This is a genomic window from Thioalkalivibrio sp. ALMg11, assembly GCF_000377905.1.
Classification (GTDB): domain Bacteria; phylum Pseudomonadota; class Gammaproteobacteria; order Ectothiorhodospirales; family Ectothiorhodospiraceae; genus Thioalkalivibrio.
This window is the reverse complement of record NZ_KB898873.1, coordinates 388,096-407,691: the sequence shown is the minus strand read 5'-3', so window position 1 is coordinate 407,691 and position 19,596 is coordinate 388,096. Positions and strand designations below refer to the sequence as shown.

Genomic DNA, 19,596 nt, shown 5'->3' with positions numbered 1-19,596 from the left:
ACAATAACAATTCAGGTTTCAACCCCCGATCGGGCGATCCGGTGTGCTGCCGGTTAGTCGCGTGGAAGGCCGGCGCGGGCGAAGGCATCGCGCCAGGACTCCAGCTTCTCGTCCAGGCTCAGTCGGGCGTTGGCGGGGCTGGTGGAGGGCAGGCGCAGGGCCTCGACGCCCAGGGCGCGGGTCTCGCGGATGCGCCGCGCGCTCTCGGCGCCGTTATGGATGATCACGCGCAGGTCCGGGGCCTCGCGGGTCAGCCGGGCGAGATCGTTGGGGACCGGATCGCGGATGGCGCTGTCCAGGCTCCCCTCGCGCGAGCAGGCGCCGTAGACGTCCCAGAGGCCAGCGCCGTGCGCGAGCAGGCGCTCAATGCGTTCCGGGTAGTCCAGTTCCGGGAAGGACTCGCCGAGGATCTGCCCGGCAATCGGCCAGAACTGGTTGCGCGGGTGGGCATAGTAGGCCTGGGCCTCGAGCGAGGCGACGCCGGGAAAGCTGCCCAGCACGACCAGGCGGGTGTCCGCCCGCAGGATGGGCGGGAAGGCCTCTAGGGAAGCACTGATTAATGTACACGTTCGCGCTCGAGTCACTTTTGCGTGCGAACAAGGCGCGGTGACTGCCGTGCGGTCATTCTGCACAAGGGAGCCGCAACGCCGTGCGCGCGCAAAAGTGGCCGAGCCCCTGCATTCAATGGTTTGTGGGGTTGGTGCCCCAGGTTCCCCGATCCTGCGTTGCGCCCCTTGCCGGTAGAACCACTACCGGCTGCGGACCGCGCCTTGTCTCGGAAAACCTGGGGCACCAACGCGAACGTGTACATTAATCAGTGTTTCCCTAGGGCGGGCGTGGCGGTCATCGGAGGGCGGGGTCGGGCCGCTTCAGGGGCGTCAGGCGCGGTCCTGCTGACCCCGGCGGCAGCCCCCGCACTGGCCATGCAGCTCCACCATGCGCGAGTCGATGGCGAAGTCCTGGGCCTCGGCCTCGTGCTCCAGTGCCTGGCTGGCCGGTTCCGGGGTGTGGAATTCTGTGATCTGGCCGCAGCCGTCGCAGATCATCAGGGCCGACTCGTGGCGCTCGCCGGGGTGCGAGCAGGCGACGAAGCCGTTCAGGCTCTCGATGCGGTGGATCAGGCCCTGCTCCAGCAGAAAGGCCAGGGTGCGGTAGACGGTCGGTGGCTTGATGCTGTGATCATCGGAGGACAGCGCATGGATCAGGTCGTAGGCCTTGATGACGCCCTCGGTGCGCAGGATCTGCTCCAGGATGCGCCGGCGTTGCTCGGTCAGGCGTGCACCGTGGCGGGCGCAGACGCGCTCGGCGTCGGCCAGGGCCTGTTCGATGTCCGGCGTCTTGGTCTCGGCGGCGGCTGTCATGCGCCTAGGATAGCCCAAACGATCACTGTGCCCGTAACCGCCTCGCTGATCAGGCGGATTCGGCGGCCCGGGTGGTTTCGGTGTCGGGCTCGGTCGGGCGGGTCGCCTCGGGGCGCGCAAAGACCTCGGCGGACCAGCGGGCGCGTTCGGCGGCCGGTTCGATGTCGCGGGACACCATGTGTGCATCCACCGCGAGGATGCGGTGGTTCAGGCCTTCGCCGTTGGCGATCTGGATGGCGAGCCCGGGGCGGGCGTTGAGCTCCAGGATCAGCGGCCCGCGGTCGGCATCGATCACCACGTCCACCCCCAGGTAGCCGAGCTCGCTCAGTTCGTAGCAGCTGGCGGCCAGCTCCATCAGTTGATCCCAGCCGGGGATCTGCAGGCCGACGATGCTCTTTTCGCTGTCGGGGTGTTCGCGGCAGGGCCGGTTGTAGCGCACGCCACCGATGGTGCGGCCGGAGCCGAGGTCAATGCCCGTCCCCACGGCACCCTGGTGGAGGTTGGCCTTGCCGTCGGAGTCATGGGTCGGCAGGCGCATCATCGCCATCACCGGGTAGCCGCGATAGACCACGGTGCGGATATCCGGCACGCCCTGGTGCGAGACCTCATCGAAGATCGAGGAGAAGCGCACCCGCTGCTCGATCATTGCGGCGTCCGGTTGGCCACCCAGGCTGTACATGCCCGAGAGGACGTTGGCGATGTGATCGTCCACTTCGCTCAGCTCCATGGCGCGGCCACCAGCCCGGCGCGGCCGATCGCCACGCCAGCCGTCGATCACCAGGATGCCGTCGCCGCCCGCGCCGTGGGCAGGCTTGATGACGAAGCCGTCTTCATAGTTCCGCAGCTGCTGCCGCACGTCGCGAATCTGGCGCAGGGTGCGCACGACGCCGTACAGGTCCGGCACCGAGAGCCCGGCATCCAGGGCGAGTTGCTTGGTCTGGAGCTTGTCGTCCACCCGCGGGTAGAAGCGCCGTCGGTTCCAGACGGAGATGTAGCGGGCATTGCGGGTGTTCATGCCGACAATGCCCTGCTCCTTCAACAGCTTGGGGCGAACGAAGCGCGGCAGCCAGGCGCGCATTAGTCGGTCCTCCGCATCGCATCCTGGATGCGTCCGAAGCGGAACAGTTCGGTCAGGCGATAGCCGGTGTAGCGCCCCAGCAGCAGGGTCACGGCCAGCAGCACCAGCAGCAATTCAGGGAACACGAACAGCAGGTGTTCCAGCTGGCGGTTGGCCATCAACCCGTAGGCCGCGGCCGCGACGACCAGGCTGCCAATCCCCTGGGTGATGGCATCGGCGGGGCCGTGTTCTTCCCAGACCACTGACATGCGTTCGATGGTCATGGCGAGGATGACCATCGGGAACAGTGACAGCGCCAGGGCGCGCTCGAAGCCGAGCTGGTGCGACAAGATGCTGATGCCGAGCATGAGCATGATGACCACGCTGACGACCGCCGCCAGGCGCGGGACCAGCAGCAGTCTGAGGTGTTCGAGGTAGAAGCGCACCACGAGACCCAGTGACACGATCAGCGTGAACAGGATGATCCCGGCCAGCAGCTGGGTCTCGCGGAAGGACAGCGCGATCAGCACCGGCATGAAGGTGCCGAAGGTCTGTACGCCGATCACGTTGCGCAGGAAGACGATAATCATCGCACCCAGTGGCACCATCAAAAGCACCCGATAGGTGTTCTGCGTGCCCAGCGGCAGGTTCAGGGTGGAGAAATCGAGGAAACGACTGTCCAGGGTGTCCCCGAAGCGCTGGATGGTCGCCAGGGCATCCTGCACCCCGCGCGCCACCGCAAAGCGGACCTCTGCGTTCTCGCCGTGCGTTATCTCCAGGAGTGGGGCGTCGCCGTGCGACCACACGACCACATCGGCGGGGTACTCGATCTCGCCGCTCTCCGGGTCGATGGGCACCCAGCGCCGCGTGTTGTGGACCTCCAGCCAGGTCTGCGGCTCGATGTCGCGGCGCCCGTCGACCAGGCGCAGGGCGGTCACCTGCCGGGCCGGGATGCGTGCGGTGGCCAGCAGCTCGATCAGGGTCTCGGCCCGGCGGGTTCGATTGTCGGTGCTCTCGATGAATACGGCCGCATTTGAAGCGGGTGCGGCGTTGGCGAGGTCGTTTACCAGCACCGAGGCAAAACTCTGGATATCCGATGAGCGCCCGCGGACGTCGTCGATCAGCGCCTCGGCCGCCGAACGGAAGGGTTCGGCCCAGTCGGGCACGGCCACCGGCCCCGGGTAGTCGGCCTCGGAGCGGTCGTTTCCGTCACGGTAGAGCGTGGCGCGATAGTAGAGTACTTGCTCGCCGCGTGGCTGGCGTGTGGTCCACTGCGCCAGACGATCCTCCGTCTGGGTGATGGTGTTCAGGCCGTAGCCACGGGATACGAAGCCTTCGTCCAGGATGGAGAAGTTCGGCAGGCGGTGAGGGATCCGAAGCTGCACCGTGGTGGCCTCGCCGGTGGCCTGGAAGCGCACGCGGGCCTCCACCTGCCAGGTCTCGGCGGTGGCGTCCGGCTGCAGGGGCATCCCCAGCGCGCTGACCTTGTAGGCGAAGACCCCGAGTCCGATCGCGCTCAGCAGTACGATCAGGATCGGCAGGTGGAAACGCTTCACTGGTCATCCGTCGCGCAGTCGGGCGCGCGCAGGTGCTCCGCGCCGGAATCCACCAGGATGTGCCCGGCCATGTGGCTGCGCCCGATCAGGGCTTGGTATTTCAGGGCCGTGCGGTCGATCAGGCTGGTGTCGGCGCTCAGGAGCTGGTCGCCGATACAGAACTCCATGCGCACCACCGGGCGTTCCTGCGAGTCTCCGCTGTGCCTGCGGATGCGCACGATGCGCTCGATCGGTCGCTCCAGGGTGATGCGCGCGTCCTCGTCTTCCGGATCGATGATCTCGAAGCGGATCCAGTCCTCGCCGTCCTTCTCGAAGCGTTCCTTGTTCAGCGCGTTCAAGGAGGAGGAGGTTGCACCGGTATCCATGCGCGCCTCCAGCACGATGTCTTCCTCGGCGATGCGGACGTTCTCCACTACACCCAGGATGGCCATGGCCCCCCCCGACTCCTGGGCCCCTGCGGATTGCGTCAGGAAGGCCAGGACGAGCAGCATGGTCGGCAGGATGGATTGGGTTAAGCTGGAACGACGGGCGGCTGGAGCAGTCACGCAGTCTCCTGAAGGTTACAAAACACTGAAGTGTAGCTGATCACGCTTGTTACCCCGTGTTAAGGGGTTCACAAAGCCTAGGGAAGCACTAGATCAGTGTGGCCCTGGGAGTTCAGGAGTTGCCATGAGCTGGGTAGTCGATCTCGCCGATCTGACCATGAACGATGTCGCCCGGGTGGGTGGCAAGAATGCCTCGCTGGGCGAGCTGCTGGGGCAGCTCGGTGCCGCCGGGGTGCGCGTGCCGGGCGGTTTTGCCACGACCGCGGACGCCTATCGGGCATTGCTGGCGAAGGACGGGCTGGACGAGCAGATCAAGGCACGCCTGGCGGATCTGGATATCGACGATATCGAGGCCCTGCGCGCGGCCGGGCGCGAGGTGCGTGGCTGGGTCGAGCAGGCCGAACTGCCGGGCGAGCTGGAGGAGGCGGTGCGCGAGCACTACGCGAAACTGGGCGACGACGTCCCGGTGGCGGTGCGTTCCTCGGCCACCGCCGAGGACCTGCCCGAGGCCTCGTTCGCCGGGCAGCAGGAGACCTTCCTCAACGTGCGCGGCGTTGATGCGCTGCTGCAGCGGCTGCGCGAGTGCTTTGCCAGCCTCTACAACGACCGGGCGATCGCCTACCGCGTGCATAACGGCTTTGCCCACGACGAGGTCGCGCTGTCGGCCGGCATCCAGCGCATGGTGCGCTCCGACGTCGGCGCCAGCGGCGTCATCTTTACCCTGGATACCGAGAGCGGCTTTCGCGATGCGGTGTTCATCACCGGGGCGTGGGGGCTCGGCGAGACGGTCGTGCAGGGTGCCGTGAACCCCGACGAGTATCAGGTCTACAAGCCGGCGCTGGCGGCCGGAAAACGCGCCATCATTGGCCGTGCCCTGGGTACCAAGGCGGTGCGCATGGTGCTCACGGAGGACGGTACCCGTACCGAGGACACCCCGACCGACCTGCGCCACCGCTTCTGCCTGTCGGATGCCGATGCCGAGCAGCTGGGCCGCTATGCGGTTGCCATCGAGCAGCATTACGAACGGCCGATGGACATCGAGTGGGCCCAGGATGGAGAGACCAGCGAGCTGTTCATCGTGCAGGCGCGGCCGGAGACGGTGGAGAGCCGCGTCGAGCTGGGTGCGGGCGAGCGCTACGAGCTGGCCCCGCACGACGCCGAGCCGGTGGTGACCGGCCGTGCAATCGGCTCGAAGGTGGGGGCCGGTATCGTGCGCGTGCTGGATTCACCGGATGCCATGCACGCCATGGAGGAAGGCGACATCCTGGTTGCGGACATGACCGACCCCGACTGGGAGCCGGTGATGAAGCGCTCCGCCGCGATCGTGACCAACCGCGGCGGTCGAACCTGCCACGCGGCGATCATCGCCCGCGAGATGGGCATACCGGCGGTGGTGGGTTGCGGTAACGCAACCGAGGTGCTCTCCGACGGGATGGAGGCGACGGTTTCCTGCGCGGAGGGCGACGACGGGCACGTGTACCCCGGCAGGCTCGACTACACGGTCAAGAAGACCGATATCGGCGAACTGCCGGAGTTGCCGGTCAAGCTGATGCTGAATGTGGCCAACCCCGGGCGGGCCTATGCCTTCTCGCAGTTGCCACACGCCGGGATTGGTCTGGCGCGGCTGGAGTTCATCATCAACGGGACCATCGGCGTGCATCCGCTGGCGCTTCTGGACTATGGCGAGGACCCGAACCGCCTCGAGCCCGAGGTGCAGGAGCAGATTGCCGAACGCCTGCGTGGCTTTGACGACGGCCCGCGCGAGTTCTTCGTGCGCAAGCTGTCCGAGGGCATCGCGACGCTGGCGGCGGCCTTCGCGCCGGAGCCGGTGATCGTGCGCCTGTCCGACTTCAAGTCCAACGAGTACGCCCACCTGATCGGCGGCGCCGGCTACGAGCCGCACGAAGAGAATCCCATGCTGGGTTTTCGCGGGGCCTCGCGCTATCGCTCCACGACCTTCCGCCCGGCGTTCGCGATGGAGTGCGAGGCCCTGCGGCGGGTGCGGGACGACATGGGGCTGGACAACGTGCAGGTCATGGTCCCGTTCGTGCGTACGCTCGTCGAGGCCGAGGACGTGATCCGGGTGCTGGGCGAGGAGGGTCTGCGCCGGGGCGAGAAGGGCCTGAAGATCGTGATGATGTGCGAGATCCCGTCGAATGCCCTGTTGGCGGCGCGCTTTCTCGAGCATTTCGACGGTTTCTCCATCGGCTCCAATGATCTGACCCAGCTGACCCTGGGGGTCGACCGCGACTCCGGGTTGGTGGCCGACTCCTTCGACGAGCGCAACGATGCGGTGAAGGCGCTCTTGAGCATGGCGATCCGCGCCGCCCGTCGCGCCGACAAGTACGTTGGAATCTGTGGCCAGGCCCCCTCCGACTATCCGGAGCTGGCGGTCTGGCTGATGAACGAGGGTATCGACTCGCTGTCGCTGAATCCCGATTCGCTGCTCTCCACCTGGGAGCAACTGGCGAAGGTCGGGGGTCCGAGAGATGACTGATTCCGTCGCCCAATGCCCGCAGGTCTATCTGGTCTCGGACGGCACCGGGATCACCGCGGAGGCCCTGGCGCGCTCGCTGTTCACCCAGTTTCCGGATGTCGACCCGGCCTGGCACCGGTTGCCCTTCGTGCAGACGCCCGGGCGCCTGGCCGCCGTGTTCGCCCGGGTCGAGGCCGGGCCGCAGCCCGCGCTGGTGGTGGCCACCCTGGCCAATGCCGACCTGCGGGCCGATCTGCACCAGAGCTCGGTGCCGGTAATTGATGTCTTTGGCGAGCAGGTCGAGCGACTGGAGGGCCTGCTGGGGGTGCCCTCGCAATCGGTCTCCGGGCGCGCCCACGGCATGGGCGATGTCAGCCGCTATGACCGGCGCATCGAGGCCCTGAACTACACCCTCGCCCATGATGACGGTTTGGCCGTGCAGGATTTGTCGGTCGCCGATATCGTGCTGCTGGGTGCCTCGCGTTCCGGCAAGACGCCGACCAGCCTCTATCTGGCCATGAACTACGGGTTGTTCGCGGCGAACTACCCGCTGGTCCCGGAGGACCTGCGCCAGGGCGATATCCCGCACATGCCGGAAGGGCTGCGGGGCCTGGGTGGGCGCCTGGTGGGGCTGACGATCACCCCGCAGCGGCTCGCCCAGATCCGCGAGGGCCGACGGCCTGACAGCCGCTATGCCAGCCTGGCTCAATGCCGGGCCGAGTGTGCGGCGATCCAGGAGTTCTTCGACAGCTGGCAGATCCCGCATCTGGATGTGACCGAGCTGTCGATCGAGGAGATCGCGACCCGGGTACGCGACTGCATGGATACCCGCCGCGGCGTTTGATCCGCGTCTCCCTGGCTTGGCATCCCGCCGGGCTTGCCGGAGAATGGGCGCGGTTAACTCGCTGCATCGCAAGGAGTCTGCATGCCCGCCACCGGAACCGGACAAGAGATCGCCATCTTCCTCGTTGGCGTTGTCTTCGGGATTTATATCATCCTGTTGATTTTGAGGACGATCTTCGGCCTGGTGCGGGCCGATTACTACAATCCGATCTCGCAGACCATCGTGATGCTGACCGACCCGCCGTTGCGGGTGTTGCGGCCCGTGATCCCCTCGATCGGGCGGGTCGACCTGGCCGCGATCGTGCTGATGATCGTGCTCAAGTTCATCGAAATCTGGCTGCGCGTGCTGATTGTGGGCGTGGATGTCGGGGTTGGGATCATCCTTGCCGTGGCGATCCGCGAATTGCTGACCACTGTGATCTGGGTCTTCATCATCGCGCTCATTGCCGAGGTGGTGATGAGCTGGCTTCAGGCCGGGGGCGGTTCCGCCAACAATCCCATCATGCGTCTGGCGGGAGCGGTGAACCGCCCCATCCTCGGCCCTCTGCGCCGGGCCCTGCCAAATACCGGCGCGATCGATTTTTCGCCAATGATTGCCCTGGTCGGGCTTTATATCTTGCTGATTATCGTGCGCTCTTTTTGAGGTGGATCGACGCCCGGGCGAGATGCGCGAGGGGGCCTTGCCTGTTCGGGTGCAAAACGGGCTAGACTCGGGACGAGGGGCCCCTGCGGCAATGCCGCCGCCAGGTCCCCGTTTATCAAACGGAACAGGAGTCAGCCATGGCAAGAGTGCATCGGGTCATCACCGGCTTTTTCGTCGCATTGGCGGCGGTTGCTCTCGGAAGCTCGATCGCATCCGCCAACGAGGCGGAATTCGACAATTACGTCGTCTACTACAACGTGATCAACACCACCTTCCTGTCCCCGGAGGTCGCGCGGGCCTATGACGTGCGGCGCAGTTCCAACCGGGCCATGGTCAACATCAGCGTGATGGAGCGGGGCGACAACGGCTTGCAGGCGGTCTCCGCGGAAGTCAGTGGTTCGGCCACCAACATGAACGACCAGATGCGCAGCCTGCGTTTCCGCGAGATTCAGGACGGTGACGCGATCTATCACCTCTCCGAAGTGACTGTGCGGAGTGGTGAGACCCTCGAGTTCGAGATCGACATTAGCCCGGCGGACAGCGACCGCACGCTGCCGATCCGTTTCACCCGCGACTTTTACGCCGACTGAGCCCCGCCCCGGCGCTTGCGAACGATGCCCCGCTCGTCCGGGCGGGGCATCACATCATCAGGCGCAGCAGCATCCATGTGCCGTACAGCGCGACCCCGCCGCCGGCGACCCGGCGGACCCAGGGGCGGCGCACGAAGGCCGCCAGGCGCGCGGCGAACACCCCCATCAGCAGCAGATTCGGCAGCGTCCCCAGGGCGAAGGCCCCCATCAGTGCGGCCCCTTCCAGCGCGCCGCCGGCACTGAGCGCCCAGGCCAGCACGCTGTATACCAGTCCGCAAGGCAGCCAGCCCCACAGCCCGCCAACCATCAGCGCCTGACCGGCATGGCGCACAGGCAGGAAACGCCGGCCCAGCGGTTCAATGCGGCGCCACAGTACGCCACCGGCCTGTTCCAGACGGGCCAGGATCGGCCACCAGCCCCCGAGATAAAGCCCGAGCAGGATCAGGAAGACTGCGGCGATGCCCTGGAGGATCGCCTGCCCGGCGGGCAGGCCGCCGAGCAGGCTTGCCCCCAGCCACCCCGCCAGCGCGCCGGCGACCACGTAACTCGCCATGCGCCCGAGGTTGTAGGCCAGCAGGAGGTCGAGCCCCGGCCCACGGCGGCCGTGGCCCATGGAGATCGCGCCGACGATGCCGCCGCACATCCCCAGGCAGTGCACGCCGCCCAGGATGCCCACCGCCAACGCCGCCAGCAGGGTGCCCGGATCACCCATTAGCGAGACGTTGTTCCATGGACACGCGCACGTGGGTCAGTCCGGGTCGGCCGCATCGCCGAGAACCTCGTGCTTGGTACGGATGAAGGTGGAGTGCGGGATGTACAGCAGGTCCGCGAGGTGCCGAATGATCGCCTCCTGGCGCTTGTGCAGGTCGCGATTGGCCCAGGCGGCACGCCACAGGGCGCGCAGGATATCGGCCTTCTGATCGGCGTCGAAGGCGGCGTTCACCTCGCGCACCATCGGGTGGATGGAGATCAGCTCGTCGCTCTCCTCCCGGGCGATCTCCAGCATCGCATCGGCGGTATCGCTATCCAGCCGGAACAGTTCGATCAGGCTGGCGCGCACCGACTCCAGCTCCTCCGCGTGCAGATGAAAGTCGGCCCGGCAGACCTCCATGATCAGCGCCGCCGCGGCGCGTTGCAGGCGGTCCTCGGGGGCGCCCTCGGCGCGGTCGCTGCGCTCGGCGCCCAGCAGGCGCTGCCAGTGGCTGCGTAGTTGTTCGATCAAGTCGTGCTCTCCGTGGTCTTGCGCTGTGCGGTATGGTGCCCGAATGGAATCCGTCCGGCCCGAATCCCCCGATCTGCTCCTGCTCTCCGGCGGCATCGAGAGCAGCGCCTTGCTGGCGCAGGAGCATGCCGCCGGCCGCTCGTTGCGTGCCGTGTGGGTCGACTACGGCCAGCGCAATGCCGCGCGCGAATGGGCCGCGGTGGAACACTTGGCGGGCGTGTACGCGTGCATGCCCATTGCCCTGGATCTGCAGTCCCTGCGCACGGCGTTTACCCGTCGCAACGACTGGGTCGGGCATGTGCCGCTGCCGCAACGCAATCTGCTGGTGCTGGCCCTGGCGGTCAACCTGGCCGAGCATCACGGCGCCGGGCGCATCCTGCTGGCGCTGAACCGCGAGGATCAGGGGCATGGTCCGGGTTCGCAACCGAGTTTCGTGCAGCAGGTCTCGGACCTGGCTGCAGGCCTGGTGCCCGGCCTGCAGGTCGAGGCCCCGCTGATCGACCGGACCAAAGCCGAGATCATTGCGGCCACCGACCCGCTGGGGATCGACTGGCGCCGCACCTGGAGCTGCCTTCTGGCACAATCGCGCCAGTGCGGGCGCTGCCCGCAGTGCCAGGCCCGGCGCGCCGCGTTTGCCGTGGCCGGCATCCCCGACCCGACCGACTACCGCGAAGCCCCCCGATGACCGATCCCGCCATTCCCCGCCATGTCGCCGAGCGTCTGGAGATCGCTATCCTCACCGGCGAGACCCTGCAACTGAACTGGGTCGAGCCCAACTCCAGCCAGGCCTGGTGGGGCAAGGTGGCCCCGCGCGAGGTGCGCGAGGCGGACGGGTGCCACTGGCTCGACGGGGAATGCGAGGGCCGTACGGTGCAGATCCGTCTGGACTTGATCCGCAACCTGCCGACACCGGTCAAGTAGCCGCCACGCCTCCCGGGTCGGTCAGGCCGGGCAACAGGTCCGCGAGCGATTCCAGCAGCTCGAAGTCCTCCGAGTGCATGGGTTCGCCGCGCTCGTCCGGGTAGCGCATCCCGCGCAGTTGGGCGATCCCCGCCCCGGCGGCGCTGGCCAGCGCCAGCAGGTTGTCGTCCACCAGCAGGGTGCGTTCCGGATCGTACGGTGCGACCCGCTGCAGGCGTTCCCAGAAGCTGCCGTCTTCCTTGGCGCAATCGAGGTCGTGGGCGGAGACAATGGTATCCAGGCGGTCGCCAATGCGGGTGAGGCGATGCTTGAAGGCGTAGACCTGCGGGTGGGCGTTGGTGACCAGCACCCGCTGTCGTCCGGCGCGTTGCAGGGCGGCCAGAACCTGGTCGGCATGCGGTTTGAGGACGATGTGGTGGGCCAGTTCGCGTTTCAGGCCGAGGATGTCCAGACCGGTGAAGCGGGTCCAGTGATCGACGCAGTACCACTCCAGCTTGCCGCGCACCCGCTGCATCTCGTCCTCCAGGCGGCGGCGCGCACACTCCGGGTCATCCGGTTGGCAGCGGATGTATTCCTGCGGGATCAGTTCACGCCAGAAGCGATTGTCGAAGTGCAGATCCAGCAGCGTTCCGTCCATGTCGAACAGCACGGTGTCGACGCGATCCCAGGCGATCGCGTCGGGGGCCGCGGGCGGGTGCGGATTTTTTTCGGGGTTTTGCAGGTCCACAGCTAACGGCTACACGAAAGAGGGTGACGACGATGGCCCCCATGGTACCCCAATCGCGGTTCCTTCCCGCGACCCTGCTTCTTGCGCTAATGGCCCTGCCGCTGGCGGTGCAGGGGATGGACGCCGGCGACCCGGACTACGACCCGCTGGAGGATGACAGCCTGTGGGGCGAGACGGTCTCGCCGGACCAGACCCAGACCACCAGCCCCGACCTGAAATTCCTGCTGGAGGAGCCCGATCGCATCCCCCATCACCACCAGAATCAGATCCGCATCACGCAGTCCTCGCTGGAGGACGGCTGGGCCGATCTGCGCCAGTGCCACAACGATGTGGCGGCCATTCGGCGCATGGTCATTGTGTACAATGAGGCGACCATCGACGAGCTTCAGGTCGAGTCCACCCGCAACATCGAATCCGCGCGTGCCGAGGGCGATCGCGTGGACCTGCGCGGGGTGCAGCGGGACGCCGAGGTCTGCGTGACCGCGCGCATGAAGATCGTCGAGGACGAGGGGGATGGCGTCTATCGTCTGGAGAACGGCCCGTTCGTGCGCCGCTTCCTGGATGGCTACTTCCCGATGCGCGTCACCATGGCCGTGAGCTGGGGCGATCTCGATCTGCGCCTGGCGGATACCGATCCGGCTGACCAGGAAGGGTTCGAGGTGGTCACCTCCGATCACGGGTTCATGTTCGACACCCTGTTCGAGGGCGAACTGCGTACCCTGGTGCGGCTACGCAACAGCCACTGAATCTCGCCCGGAGGGCGCATGAGCCGAGACAAGCCGGATGTCCAGGGGCGGCGCACGGTCGCCAGCAGCCGCCTGTTCGAGGTGGAGGAGCTGGACCTCGAATTCAGCAATGGTGCGCGCACCTGCTTCGAGCGCCTGGTCAGTCGCGGCCACGGGGCGGTGATTATTGCCCCGGTGCAGGCTGACCGGACCGTCCTGCTGATCCGTGAATACGCCGCCGGCACCCACCGCTACGAGCTGGGTCTGCCCAAGGGCCGCATGGAGGCGGGCGAGGACATCCTGACTGCCGCCAATCGCGAGATCATGGAAGAGGTCGGCCACGGTGGGCATCGCCTGACCCATCTGGGTGCGCTGACCGTGGCGCCCGGCTACATGGCCCACCAGACCCATCTGGTGCTGGCCGAGGACCTGTACCCGCAGACCGCGGAAGGTGACGAGCCGGAGGCGCTCGAGGTGGTGCCCTGGTCGCTGGACCGGCTGACCGAGCTGGTCGCCCGCGAAGATCTGACCGAGGCGCGCTCCATCGCCGCGCTGTACATGGTGCGCGACTACCTCGACGCCTGAGCCCGAGCCTGCCAAGCTAGGGCTTGGTACCGGGAAAACAGGAGTTCCCCATGCATGCTCCGCCGAAGGACGCGGCCCTTACCGCCCTGATGCACGAGGTGGCCGCGCTGGCCGACCAGGCCGGCCACGCGATTCTCGAACTTTACGAGACGCGCTTCGCGGTCACCGAAAAGGCCGATCATTCGCCGCTGACCGAGGCCGATCTGGCGGCCCACCGGATCCTCGCCCGGGGGCTGGCCGACATCGACCCCGACTGGCCGGTGTTGTCGGAGGAGGGGCAGGACGTGCCCTTCGAGCGCCGCAGCCAGTGGCAGACCTACTGGCTGATCGATCCCCTCGACGGCACCCGCGAGTTCGTCAAGCGCAGCGGCGAGTTCACCGTGAACGTGGCCCTGATCCACGACCACGAGCCGGTGCTGGGCGTCGTCTGGTCCCCGGTGCTCAAGCGCCTGTACGCCGGTCATCGCGATGGCGTGGCGATTCGCCGTGACGAGGACCAACCCCCGCGGGAGATCGCAGTGGCGCGCGACCGTATTGGCACCGATCACCCATTGGTGGCGGGCAGCCGTTCGCACGGGGCGGAGCGGCTCAAGGTCGCGCTGGACCGGCTGGGTCCCCACGACCTGGTCAGCATGGGCAGTTCGATGAAGCTGTGCCTGGTGGCCGAGGGCGCCGCCGACATCTATCCGCGTCTGGGTCCCACCAGCGAGTGGGATACCGGCGCGGCGCATGCCGTGGTGCGGGCCGCAGGCGGACGGGTGACGGATCTCCACGGGCAAGAACTGCGCTACAACACGCGCGAAAGCCTGCTGAACCCCGAGTTCCTGGTGTGCGCGGGCAACCCCGACGGCTGGTTGCGCCGCCTGGGGCTTCCCGACGCCTGAGAACCCGCTCCGCGTCAGGCGGCGCCGTTGGTCTGTGACGGGGCCACCGGTTCGGGCGTGAGGTTCCAGATCTGGTCGGCGTAGTCGCGAACGGTGCGGTCGATGGAGAAGTACCCCATGCGTGCGACATTCAGGATGGCCGCCTCGGCCCACGCGGCGCGGTCGGCGTACAAAGCATCCGCCCGGTCGCAGGCCTCGGCATAGGCCGGATAGTCGGCGATTACGAAGAACGGATCCTCGTGGCGCAGGTAGCGCCCAAGGTCGCCATGGGTCCCCGGGTCGTCGCAGGTAAAGAACCCTGATTCGATCATCTCCACCGCAGCGGCCAGGTTGGGCTGCTGCGCCAGGATGGCCTCGGGACTCGGGCCGTTGCGGCGATGCTCGACCACCTCGTCGGCAGTCATGCCGAAGATGAAGATGGATTCCTCGCCCACCGCGTCTCGGATCTCGATGTTGGCGCCGTCCAGGGTGCCTATGGTCAGGGCCCCGTTCAGCGCCAGTTTCATGTTGCCGGTGCCGGAGGCCTCGAAGCCGGCGGTGGAGATCTGTTCGGAGACATCCGCCGCCGGGATGATGATGCTGGCGGAACTGACCTCGTAGTTGGGGAAGAACACGCACTTCAGGCGGTCGCCCACGGCCGGATCGTTATTCACGATGTCGGCCACCTCGTTGATCACCTGGATGATGCCCTTGGCGCGTGCATAGCCGGGCGCTGCCTTGCCGCCGAACAGGACCACGCGCGGCGGGACGTCCTCACCGGCGCGGATGCGCCGGTAGAGATCCACCACGTGCAGGAGCTTCAGGAGCTGGCGCTTGTATTCGTGGATGCGCTTGATCTGCACGTCGAACATCACGTCCGGGTTCAGTTCCACGCCAGTGCGCTCGCGCACCAGGTCCGTCAGGCGCTGCTTGTTGGCGCGCTTCACATCCATGAAGGCCTTTTGCAGGTCGGGATCCTGGGCGTAGGGTTCCAGCTCACGCAGGGCGTCCAGGTTGTACTGCCAGTCGTCGCCAATGCGCTGGCCCAGCAGTTGGGTGAGCGAGGGATTGGACTGGATCATCCACAAGCGTGGGGTCACGCCGTTGGTGACGTTGACGAAGCGCTCCGGCCACAGGGCGTAGAAGTCTTCGAACAGCGTCTCCTGCAGCAGCTGAGTGTGCAGTGCCGCCACGCCATTGACGTGGTGCGAGCCGACCACGGCCAGGTGCGCCATGCGCACGCGGCGGCCGTTGGCCTCGTCGATGATGGACAGTCGGGCCAGGCGGTCGTTGTCCCCGGGATAGCGGTGACGGACTTCCTCCAGGAAACGGTGGTTGATGCGGTAGATGATCCCCATGTGGCGTGGCAGCACGCGCTCCATGAGCTCCACCGGCCAGGTCTCCAGGGCCTCGGGCATCAGGGTGTGGTTGGTGTAGGCAAAGGTGCGCCGGGTCAGGTCCCAGGCTTGATTCCAGTGCAGTTCGTGGCCGTCCACCAGCAAGCGCATCATTTCCGCGACGGCGATTGCCGGGTGGGTGTCATTGAGCTGGATCGCAATCTTGTTGGGTACGTCATCCAGGCTGTAGCCAAGCGCCAGATGGCGATCCAGGATGTCCTGCAGCGAGGCGGAGACGAAGAAATACTCCTGTTTCAGCCGCAGCTCCTTGCCGATCGCGGTGGCATCGTTCGGATAGAGAACCATCGAGATGGTCTCGGACGCGGCCTTGTCCGAGACGGCGCGGATGTAATCGCCCTCGTTGAAGTACCGCAGGTCGAAGTCGCGGGTGGCCTTGGCCGCCCACAGCCGCAGGTTATTCACGTTGCGCCGGCCATAGCCTGCGGTCGGGTAGTCGTAGGCCATGGCCAGGACTTCCTCGCCATCCTCCCAGCTGTAGCGGGTGGTGCCATCGGAATGATGGTGCTCGACCACGTGGCCGTAGAAGTGGATCGGGTATTTGCGGTCGGCGCGCGGAAACTCCCACGGGTTGCCGTAGCGCAGCCAGTTGTCCGGATGCTCCACCTGGCGGTACGGCTCGAACTCCTGCCGGAACATCCCGAACTCGTAACGGATGCCGTAGCCATAGCCGGGATAGCCCTGGGTCGCCAGGGATTCCAGGATGCAGGCTGCGAGCCGCCCGAGGCCACCGTTGCCGAGGGCAGCATCGTCTTCCAGGTCGAGGATCGTATCCAGGTCTACGCCGAGGTCTGCCATCGCCTGGCGCGCCGGTTCGAGGATGCCAATGTTGCGCAGGTTCGCCTCGAGCATGCGCCCCACCAGGTATTCCATCGACAGGTAATAGACGCGCTTGACGTCCTCGTCGGTGAACTGCCGGCGGGTTAGCAGCCGCCGCTCGACCATGCGTTCGCGAATGGCGAAGGCCAGCGCCTCCATCCAGTCGCGCTCTTTGGCCTTGCGCGGGTCCTCGCCGACCACACGGACCAAGGCATCGCGGATCGATTGCCGCAGGCCCTCCGCGTCGTTGGGGAGGTTGGGCAGGTGCGTGACTTCGGGGGCGGCCATCGGGTGGATCTCCAAAAAAAGGGGTAGACGCGCCGTCGCCCGGGGTTATCCCTCCCGGGCGACGGCGCGATAGCCGATATCTGTTCGGCAGTATATATCGTCGAAATGAATCTGTTGTACGGCCGCGTAGGCCTTTTTCTGCGCGGCCTTCACGTCCTCGCCGAGGCCGACCACACACAGCACGCGGCCGCCGGCGGTGACGATCGTTCCGTCTCCGCCCTGTGCGGTCCCGGCGTGGAACACGTGGGCATCGGGATCGCGCTCCACGGCCTCCAGGCCGGTGATGGGGTCGCCCTTGCGGTAGGTACCGGGGTAGCCGCCGGCGGCCAGGACCACGCCCAGCGCCACGCGCGGATCCCACTCGGCCCGGACCTGGTCCAGGCGGCCGTCCAGCGCGGCCTCCACCAGTTCGCCGAGGTCGGAGTCCAGACGGCTCAGGATCGGCTGGGTCTCGGGGTCGCCGAAGCGGCAGTTGAACTCCAGCACCTTCGGGTTGCCCGCGGCGTCGATCATCACGCCGGCATAGAGAAAGCCGGTGTAGCGTTCGCCATCGGCGGCCATGCCCTGCACGGTCGGCTCGATAACCTCGCGCAGGATGCGCTCGTGCAGGGTATTTGTCACCACCGGGGCGGGCGAGTAGGCCCCCATGCCGCCGGTGTTCGGGCCCTGGTCGCCGTTGTCGCGCGCCTTGTGGTCCTGCGAGGAGGCCAGCGGCAGGACGTGCTCGCCATCCACCATGCAGATAAAGCTGGCCTCCTCGCCGCGCAGGAATTCCTCGATGACGACCCGGTTCCCGGCCTCGCCAAAGGCATTGCCGGCCAGCATGTCGTGTACCGCGGCGCGGGCCTCGTCTTCGGTCTGCGCCAGGATCACGCCCTTGCCGGCGGCCAGGCCGTCAGCCTTGACCACAATGGGTGCGCCGTGAGCGGCGATGAAGTCGAGCGCCGCGGTCTCGTCCTCGAAGCTGCCGTAGGCAGCGGTCGGGATGCCGTGGCGCTGCATGAAGTCCTTGGCGAAGCTCTTCGAGCCCTCCAGCTGCGCCGCCTTCGCGGTGGGGCCGAAGCAGCGCCGCCCCGCCGCGCGGAACGCATCCACCACGCCAGCCACCAGCGGGGCCTCCGGGCCGACGACCGTAAAGGCCACTGCCTCGCGCTCGGCCAGGGCCAGCAGCGCGTCGATGTCGGTGACGCCGATGTCGACGTTCTCGCACTTCGCCGCGCGCGCGGTCCCGGCGTTGCCGGGGGCCACCAGGACGCGCTCGATCCGTGGCGATTGCGCCAGCTTCCAGGCCAGGGCGTGCTCGCGGCCGCCGTTGCCAATTACCAGTACGTTCATGGGATGTCCCGGATCAGTGACGGAAGTGGCGCATGCCGGTGAACAGCATGGCGATGTCGTGCTCGTTGGCGGCGTCGATCACCTCTTGGTCGCGCATCGAACCGCCGGGCTGGATCACCGCGGTGATGCCGGCCTCGGCGGCAGCGTCGATGCCGTCGCGGAACGGGAAGAAGGCATCCGAAGCCATCACCGAACCGGCCACCTGCAGGCCCTCGTCGGCGGCCTTGATGCCGGCGATGCGCGCGGAATACACCCGGCTCATCTGCCCGGCGCCGACCCCAATGGTCTGCTCGTCACGAACGTAGACGATCGCGTTGGATTTCACGTATTTGGCCACCTGCCAGGCGAAGCAGAGGTCCTTCATCTCCTGCTCCGAGGGCGCGCGGGCGGTCACGGTCTTCAGCTCCACGTCGGCCAGGCTGCCGCGGTCGGCATCCTGCACCAGCAGGCCGCCGCCGATGCGCTTGTAGTCGAGGCCGGGGCCGACACCCGCCGGCGGGATCTCCAACACGCGGACGTTCTTCTTGGTGGCCAGGGCGCGCAGCGCGCCCGGGGTGATCTCGGGGGCGATGACCACCTCGACGAACTGGCGGCTGACGATCGCGTGCGCGGTATCGCCGTCCAGCGGCCGGTTGAAGGCGATGATGCCGCCGAAGGCCGAGGTCGGGTCGGTCTGGAAGGCCCGCTCATAGGCCATCAGCTGGGTCGGGGCCATTGCGACGCCGCAGGGGTTGGCGTGCTTGACGATCACGCAGGCCCCGGCCTCGAACTGGCGCACGCATTCCCAGGCGGCATCGGCGTCGCCCAGGTTGTTGTAGGAGAGCGCCTTGCCCTGGTGCTGGCGGTAGCTGGCCAGGGTGCCGGGGGCGGGCTGCGGATCGCGGTAGAACGCGGCGCGCTGATGCGGATTCTCGCCGTAGCGCAGGGTCTCGACGCGCTCGAAGGTGGCGTTCAGCTGCCCCGGGAAGGGGGCCGCTTCGCCATCGTCGTCGAGAGCCGAGAGATAGTTGCTGATCGCGGCGTCGTAGCGCGCCACGTGATCAAAGGCCGCGACCGCCAGGCGGAAGCGCAGCGATTGTGGCACCTCGCCATGGTCGCCGATGGCCGCGGCGATCTCGCTGTACTGGTCGGGGCTGGTGGCCACGGCTACGTCGCGGTAGTTCTTGGCCGCCGCGCGCAGCATCGCCGGACCGCCGATGTCGATGTTCTCGATCGCCTCTTCCAGATTGCAGCCGGGGCGGGCCACGGTCGCCTCGAACGGGTAGAGATTCACCACCAGCAGGTCGATCGGCGGGATGTCCTGCTCGGCCATCACTGCGGAGTCGATGTCGCGCCGACCCAGCAGGCCGCCGTGGATACGCGGGTGCAGGGTCTTGACCCGGCCATCCATGATCTCGGGGAAGCCCGTGTGTCCGGAAACCTCGGTTACCGGAAGGTTGTTTTCGGCCAGTAGGCGGGCGGTCCCGCCGGTGGACAGAAGCTCGACGCCGCGTTCGTGCAGGGCGCGGGCGAGCTCCACGACGCCGGTCTTCTCGGAGACCGACAAAAGGGCGCGCTGGATGGGGCGGCTGGGGGTCATGCGGGGCCTCGGGATCGCTGCAAAACGAGCATTATATCGAACGCGC

20 protein-coding genes are annotated in these 19,596 nt (G+C 67.1%); 9 read left to right on the top strand and 11 right to left on the bottom strand.

Annotated features, from left to right (window positions below; all coding sequences use genetic code 11):
* Nucleotides 1-53: 53 nt before the first annotated feature.
* The 5 genes from D578_RS0107195 to D578_RS0107175 form a co-directional block, all read right to left on the bottom strand.
* Nucleotides 54-500, bottom strand: a complete 447-nt coding sequence (locus D578_RS0107195) for a DNA-deoxyinosine glycosylase (RefSeq protein ID WP_018949297.1) — start codon at nt 498-500, stop codon at nt 54-56.
* A gap of 378 nt (nt 501-878) precedes the next feature.
* The gene (locus D578_RS0107190) at nt 879-1,361 is read right to left on the bottom strand and encodes a transcriptional repressor (protein ID WP_018949296.1); all 483 of its coding nucleotides are present in this window, start codon (nt 1,359-1,361) and stop codon (nt 879-881) included.
* Between the two features lie 49 nt (nt 1,362-1,410).
* Nucleotides 1,411-2,439 (bottom strand): alpha-L-glutamate ligase-like protein, encoded by a 1,029-nt coding sequence (locus D578_RS0107185; protein ID WP_018949295.1) that lies wholly within the window; start codon nt 2,437-2,439, stop codon nt 1,411-1,413.
* Nucleotides 2,439-3,974 (bottom strand): inactive transglutaminase family protein, encoded by a 1,536-nt coding sequence (locus tag D578_RS0107180; RefSeq protein WP_018949294.1) that lies wholly within the window; start codon nt 3,972-3,974, stop codon nt 2,439-2,441. The genes D578_RS0107185 and D578_RS0107180 overlap by 1 nt, the downstream gene beginning before the upstream one ends.
* Complete coding sequence (locus D578_RS0107175; protein WP_026289235.1) at nt 3,971-4,519, bottom strand: ATP-dependent zinc protease; 549 nt, start codon at nt 4,517-4,519, stop codon at nt 3,971-3,973. Before D578_RS0107175 ends, D578_RS0107180 begins: the two co-directional genes overlap by 4 nt.
* Nucleotides 4,520-4,643: 124 nt before the next feature.
* Between D578_RS0107175 and ppsA the strand changes: the two genes are divergently transcribed.
* The 4 genes from ppsA to D578_RS0107155 all read left to right on the top strand — a co-directional run bounded on the left by ppsA (nt 4,644) and on the right by D578_RS0107155 (nt 9,071).
* Nucleotides 4,644-7,016: a phosphoenolpyruvate synthase gene (ppsA, locus tag D578_RS0107170; protein ID WP_018949292.1), complete on the top strand. Its 2,373-nt coding sequence runs from the start codon at nt 4,644-4,646 to the stop codon at nt 7,014-7,016.
* Nucleotides 7,009-7,839 carry a pyruvate, water dikinase regulatory protein gene (locus D578_RS0107165; RefSeq protein WP_018949291.1) on the top strand — a complete coding sequence of 277 codons (831 nt, stop codon included), beginning with the start codon at nt 7,009-7,011 and terminating at the stop codon, nt 7,837-7,839. Before ppsA ends, D578_RS0107165 begins: the two co-directional genes overlap by 8 nt.
* An 81-nt stretch (nt 7,840-7,920) precedes the next feature.
* A complete protein-coding gene (locus D578_RS0107160) occupies nt 7,921-8,481 on the top strand; it encodes a YggT family protein (protein WP_018949290.1) in 561 nt (186 codons plus the stop codon).
* 137 nt (nt 8,482-8,618) lie between these two features.
* On the top strand, nt 8,619-9,071 hold the full coding sequence (locus D578_RS0107155) for a DUF4426 domain-containing protein (RefSeq protein WP_018949289.1): 453 nt from the start codon (nt 8,619-8,621) through the stop codon (nt 9,069-9,071).
* Nucleotides 9,072-9,120: 49 nt separating this feature from the next.
* On the opposite strand, the gene D578_RS0107150 is transcribed toward D578_RS0107155, so the two are convergent.
* Both D578_RS0107150 and D578_RS0107145 read right to left on the bottom strand, forming a co-directional pair.
* Complete coding sequence (locus D578_RS0107150) at nt 9,121-9,783, bottom strand: sulfite exporter TauE/SafE family protein (RefSeq protein ID WP_018949288.1); 663 nt, start codon at nt 9,781-9,783, stop codon at nt 9,121-9,123.
* A gap of 36 nt (nt 9,784-9,819) precedes the next feature.
* Nucleotides 9,820-10,293, bottom strand: a complete 474-nt coding sequence (locus tag D578_RS0107145; RefSeq protein WP_018949287.1) for a TerB family tellurite resistance protein — start codon at nt 10,291-10,293, stop codon at nt 9,820-9,822.
* A 43-nt stretch (nt 10,294-10,336) separates the two neighbouring features.
* Between D578_RS0107145 and D578_RS0107140 the strand changes: the two genes are divergently transcribed.
* Entirely contained in the window at nt 10,337-10,978 is a 642-nt protein-coding gene (locus D578_RS0107140; RefSeq protein WP_018949286.1) for a 7-cyano-7-deazaguanine synthase, read from the top strand.
* The gene (locus tag D578_RS0107135) at nt 10,975-11,214 is read left to right on the top strand and encodes a hypothetical protein (protein ID WP_018949285.1); all 240 of its coding nucleotides are present in this window, start codon (nt 10,975-10,977) and stop codon (nt 11,212-11,214) included. Before D578_RS0107140 ends, D578_RS0107135 begins: the two co-directional genes overlap by 4 nt.
* Here D578_RS0107135 and D578_RS0107130 read toward each other — a convergent pair.
* Nucleotides 11,207-11,941, bottom strand: coding sequence for an HAD family hydrolase (locus D578_RS0107130; RefSeq protein ID WP_018949284.1), 735 nt, complete (start codon nt 11,939-11,941; stop codon nt 11,207-11,209). The two genes, D578_RS0107135 and D578_RS0107130, sit on opposite strands and share 8 nt — an antisense overlap.
* A 32-nt stretch (nt 11,942-11,973) precedes the next feature.
* Here D578_RS0107130 and D578_RS0107125 point away from each other — a divergent pair, with 32 nt between their 5' ends.
* Genes D578_RS0107125 through cysQ form a run of 3 tightly spaced genes read left to right on the top strand, consistent with a single transcriptional unit; the run spans nt 11,974 to nt 14,135 of the window.
* Nucleotides 11,974-12,687 carry a hypothetical protein gene (locus D578_RS0107125; protein ID WP_018949283.1) on the top strand — a complete coding sequence of 238 codons (714 nt, stop codon included), beginning with the start codon at nt 11,974-11,976 and terminating at the stop codon, nt 12,685-12,687.
* A gap of 18 nt (nt 12,688-12,705) precedes the next feature.
* Complete coding sequence (gene nudE, locus D578_RS0107120; RefSeq protein WP_018949282.1) at nt 12,706-13,251, top strand: ADP compounds hydrolase NudE; 546 nt, start codon at nt 12,706-12,708, stop codon at nt 13,249-13,251.
* 50 nt (nt 13,252-13,301) lie between these two features.
* Nucleotides 13,302-14,135, top strand: coding sequence for a 3'(2'),5'-bisphosphate nucleotidase CysQ (cysQ, locus tag D578_RS0107115; protein WP_018949281.1), 834 nt, complete (start codon nt 13,302-13,304; stop codon nt 14,133-14,135).
* Between the two features lie 14 nt (nt 14,136-14,149).
* Here the strand turns inward: cysQ and D578_RS0107110 are convergent, their stop codons facing one another.
* Genes D578_RS0107110 through purH form a run of 3 tightly spaced genes read right to left on the bottom strand, consistent with a single transcriptional unit; the run spans nt 14,150 to nt 19,550 of the window.
* A complete protein-coding gene (locus D578_RS0107110) occupies nt 14,150-16,636 on the bottom strand; it encodes a glycogen/starch/alpha-glucan phosphorylase (protein WP_018949280.1) in 2,487 nt (828 codons plus the stop codon).
* A gap of 45 nt (nt 16,637-16,681) precedes the next feature.
* Complete coding sequence (gene purD / locus D578_RS0107105; RefSeq protein ID WP_018949279.1) at nt 16,682-17,971, bottom strand: phosphoribosylamine--glycine ligase; 1,290 nt, start codon at nt 17,969-17,971, stop codon at nt 16,682-16,684.
* Nucleotides 17,972-17,984: 13 nt separating this feature from the next.
* Nucleotides 17,985-19,550, bottom strand: a complete 1,566-nt coding sequence (gene purH, locus D578_RS0107100; RefSeq protein ID WP_018949278.1) for a bifunctional phosphoribosylaminoimidazolecarboxamide formyltransferase/IMP cyclohydrolase — start codon at nt 19,548-19,550, stop codon at nt 17,985-17,987.
* Between the last annotated feature and the right edge of the window lie 46 nt (nt 19,551-19,596).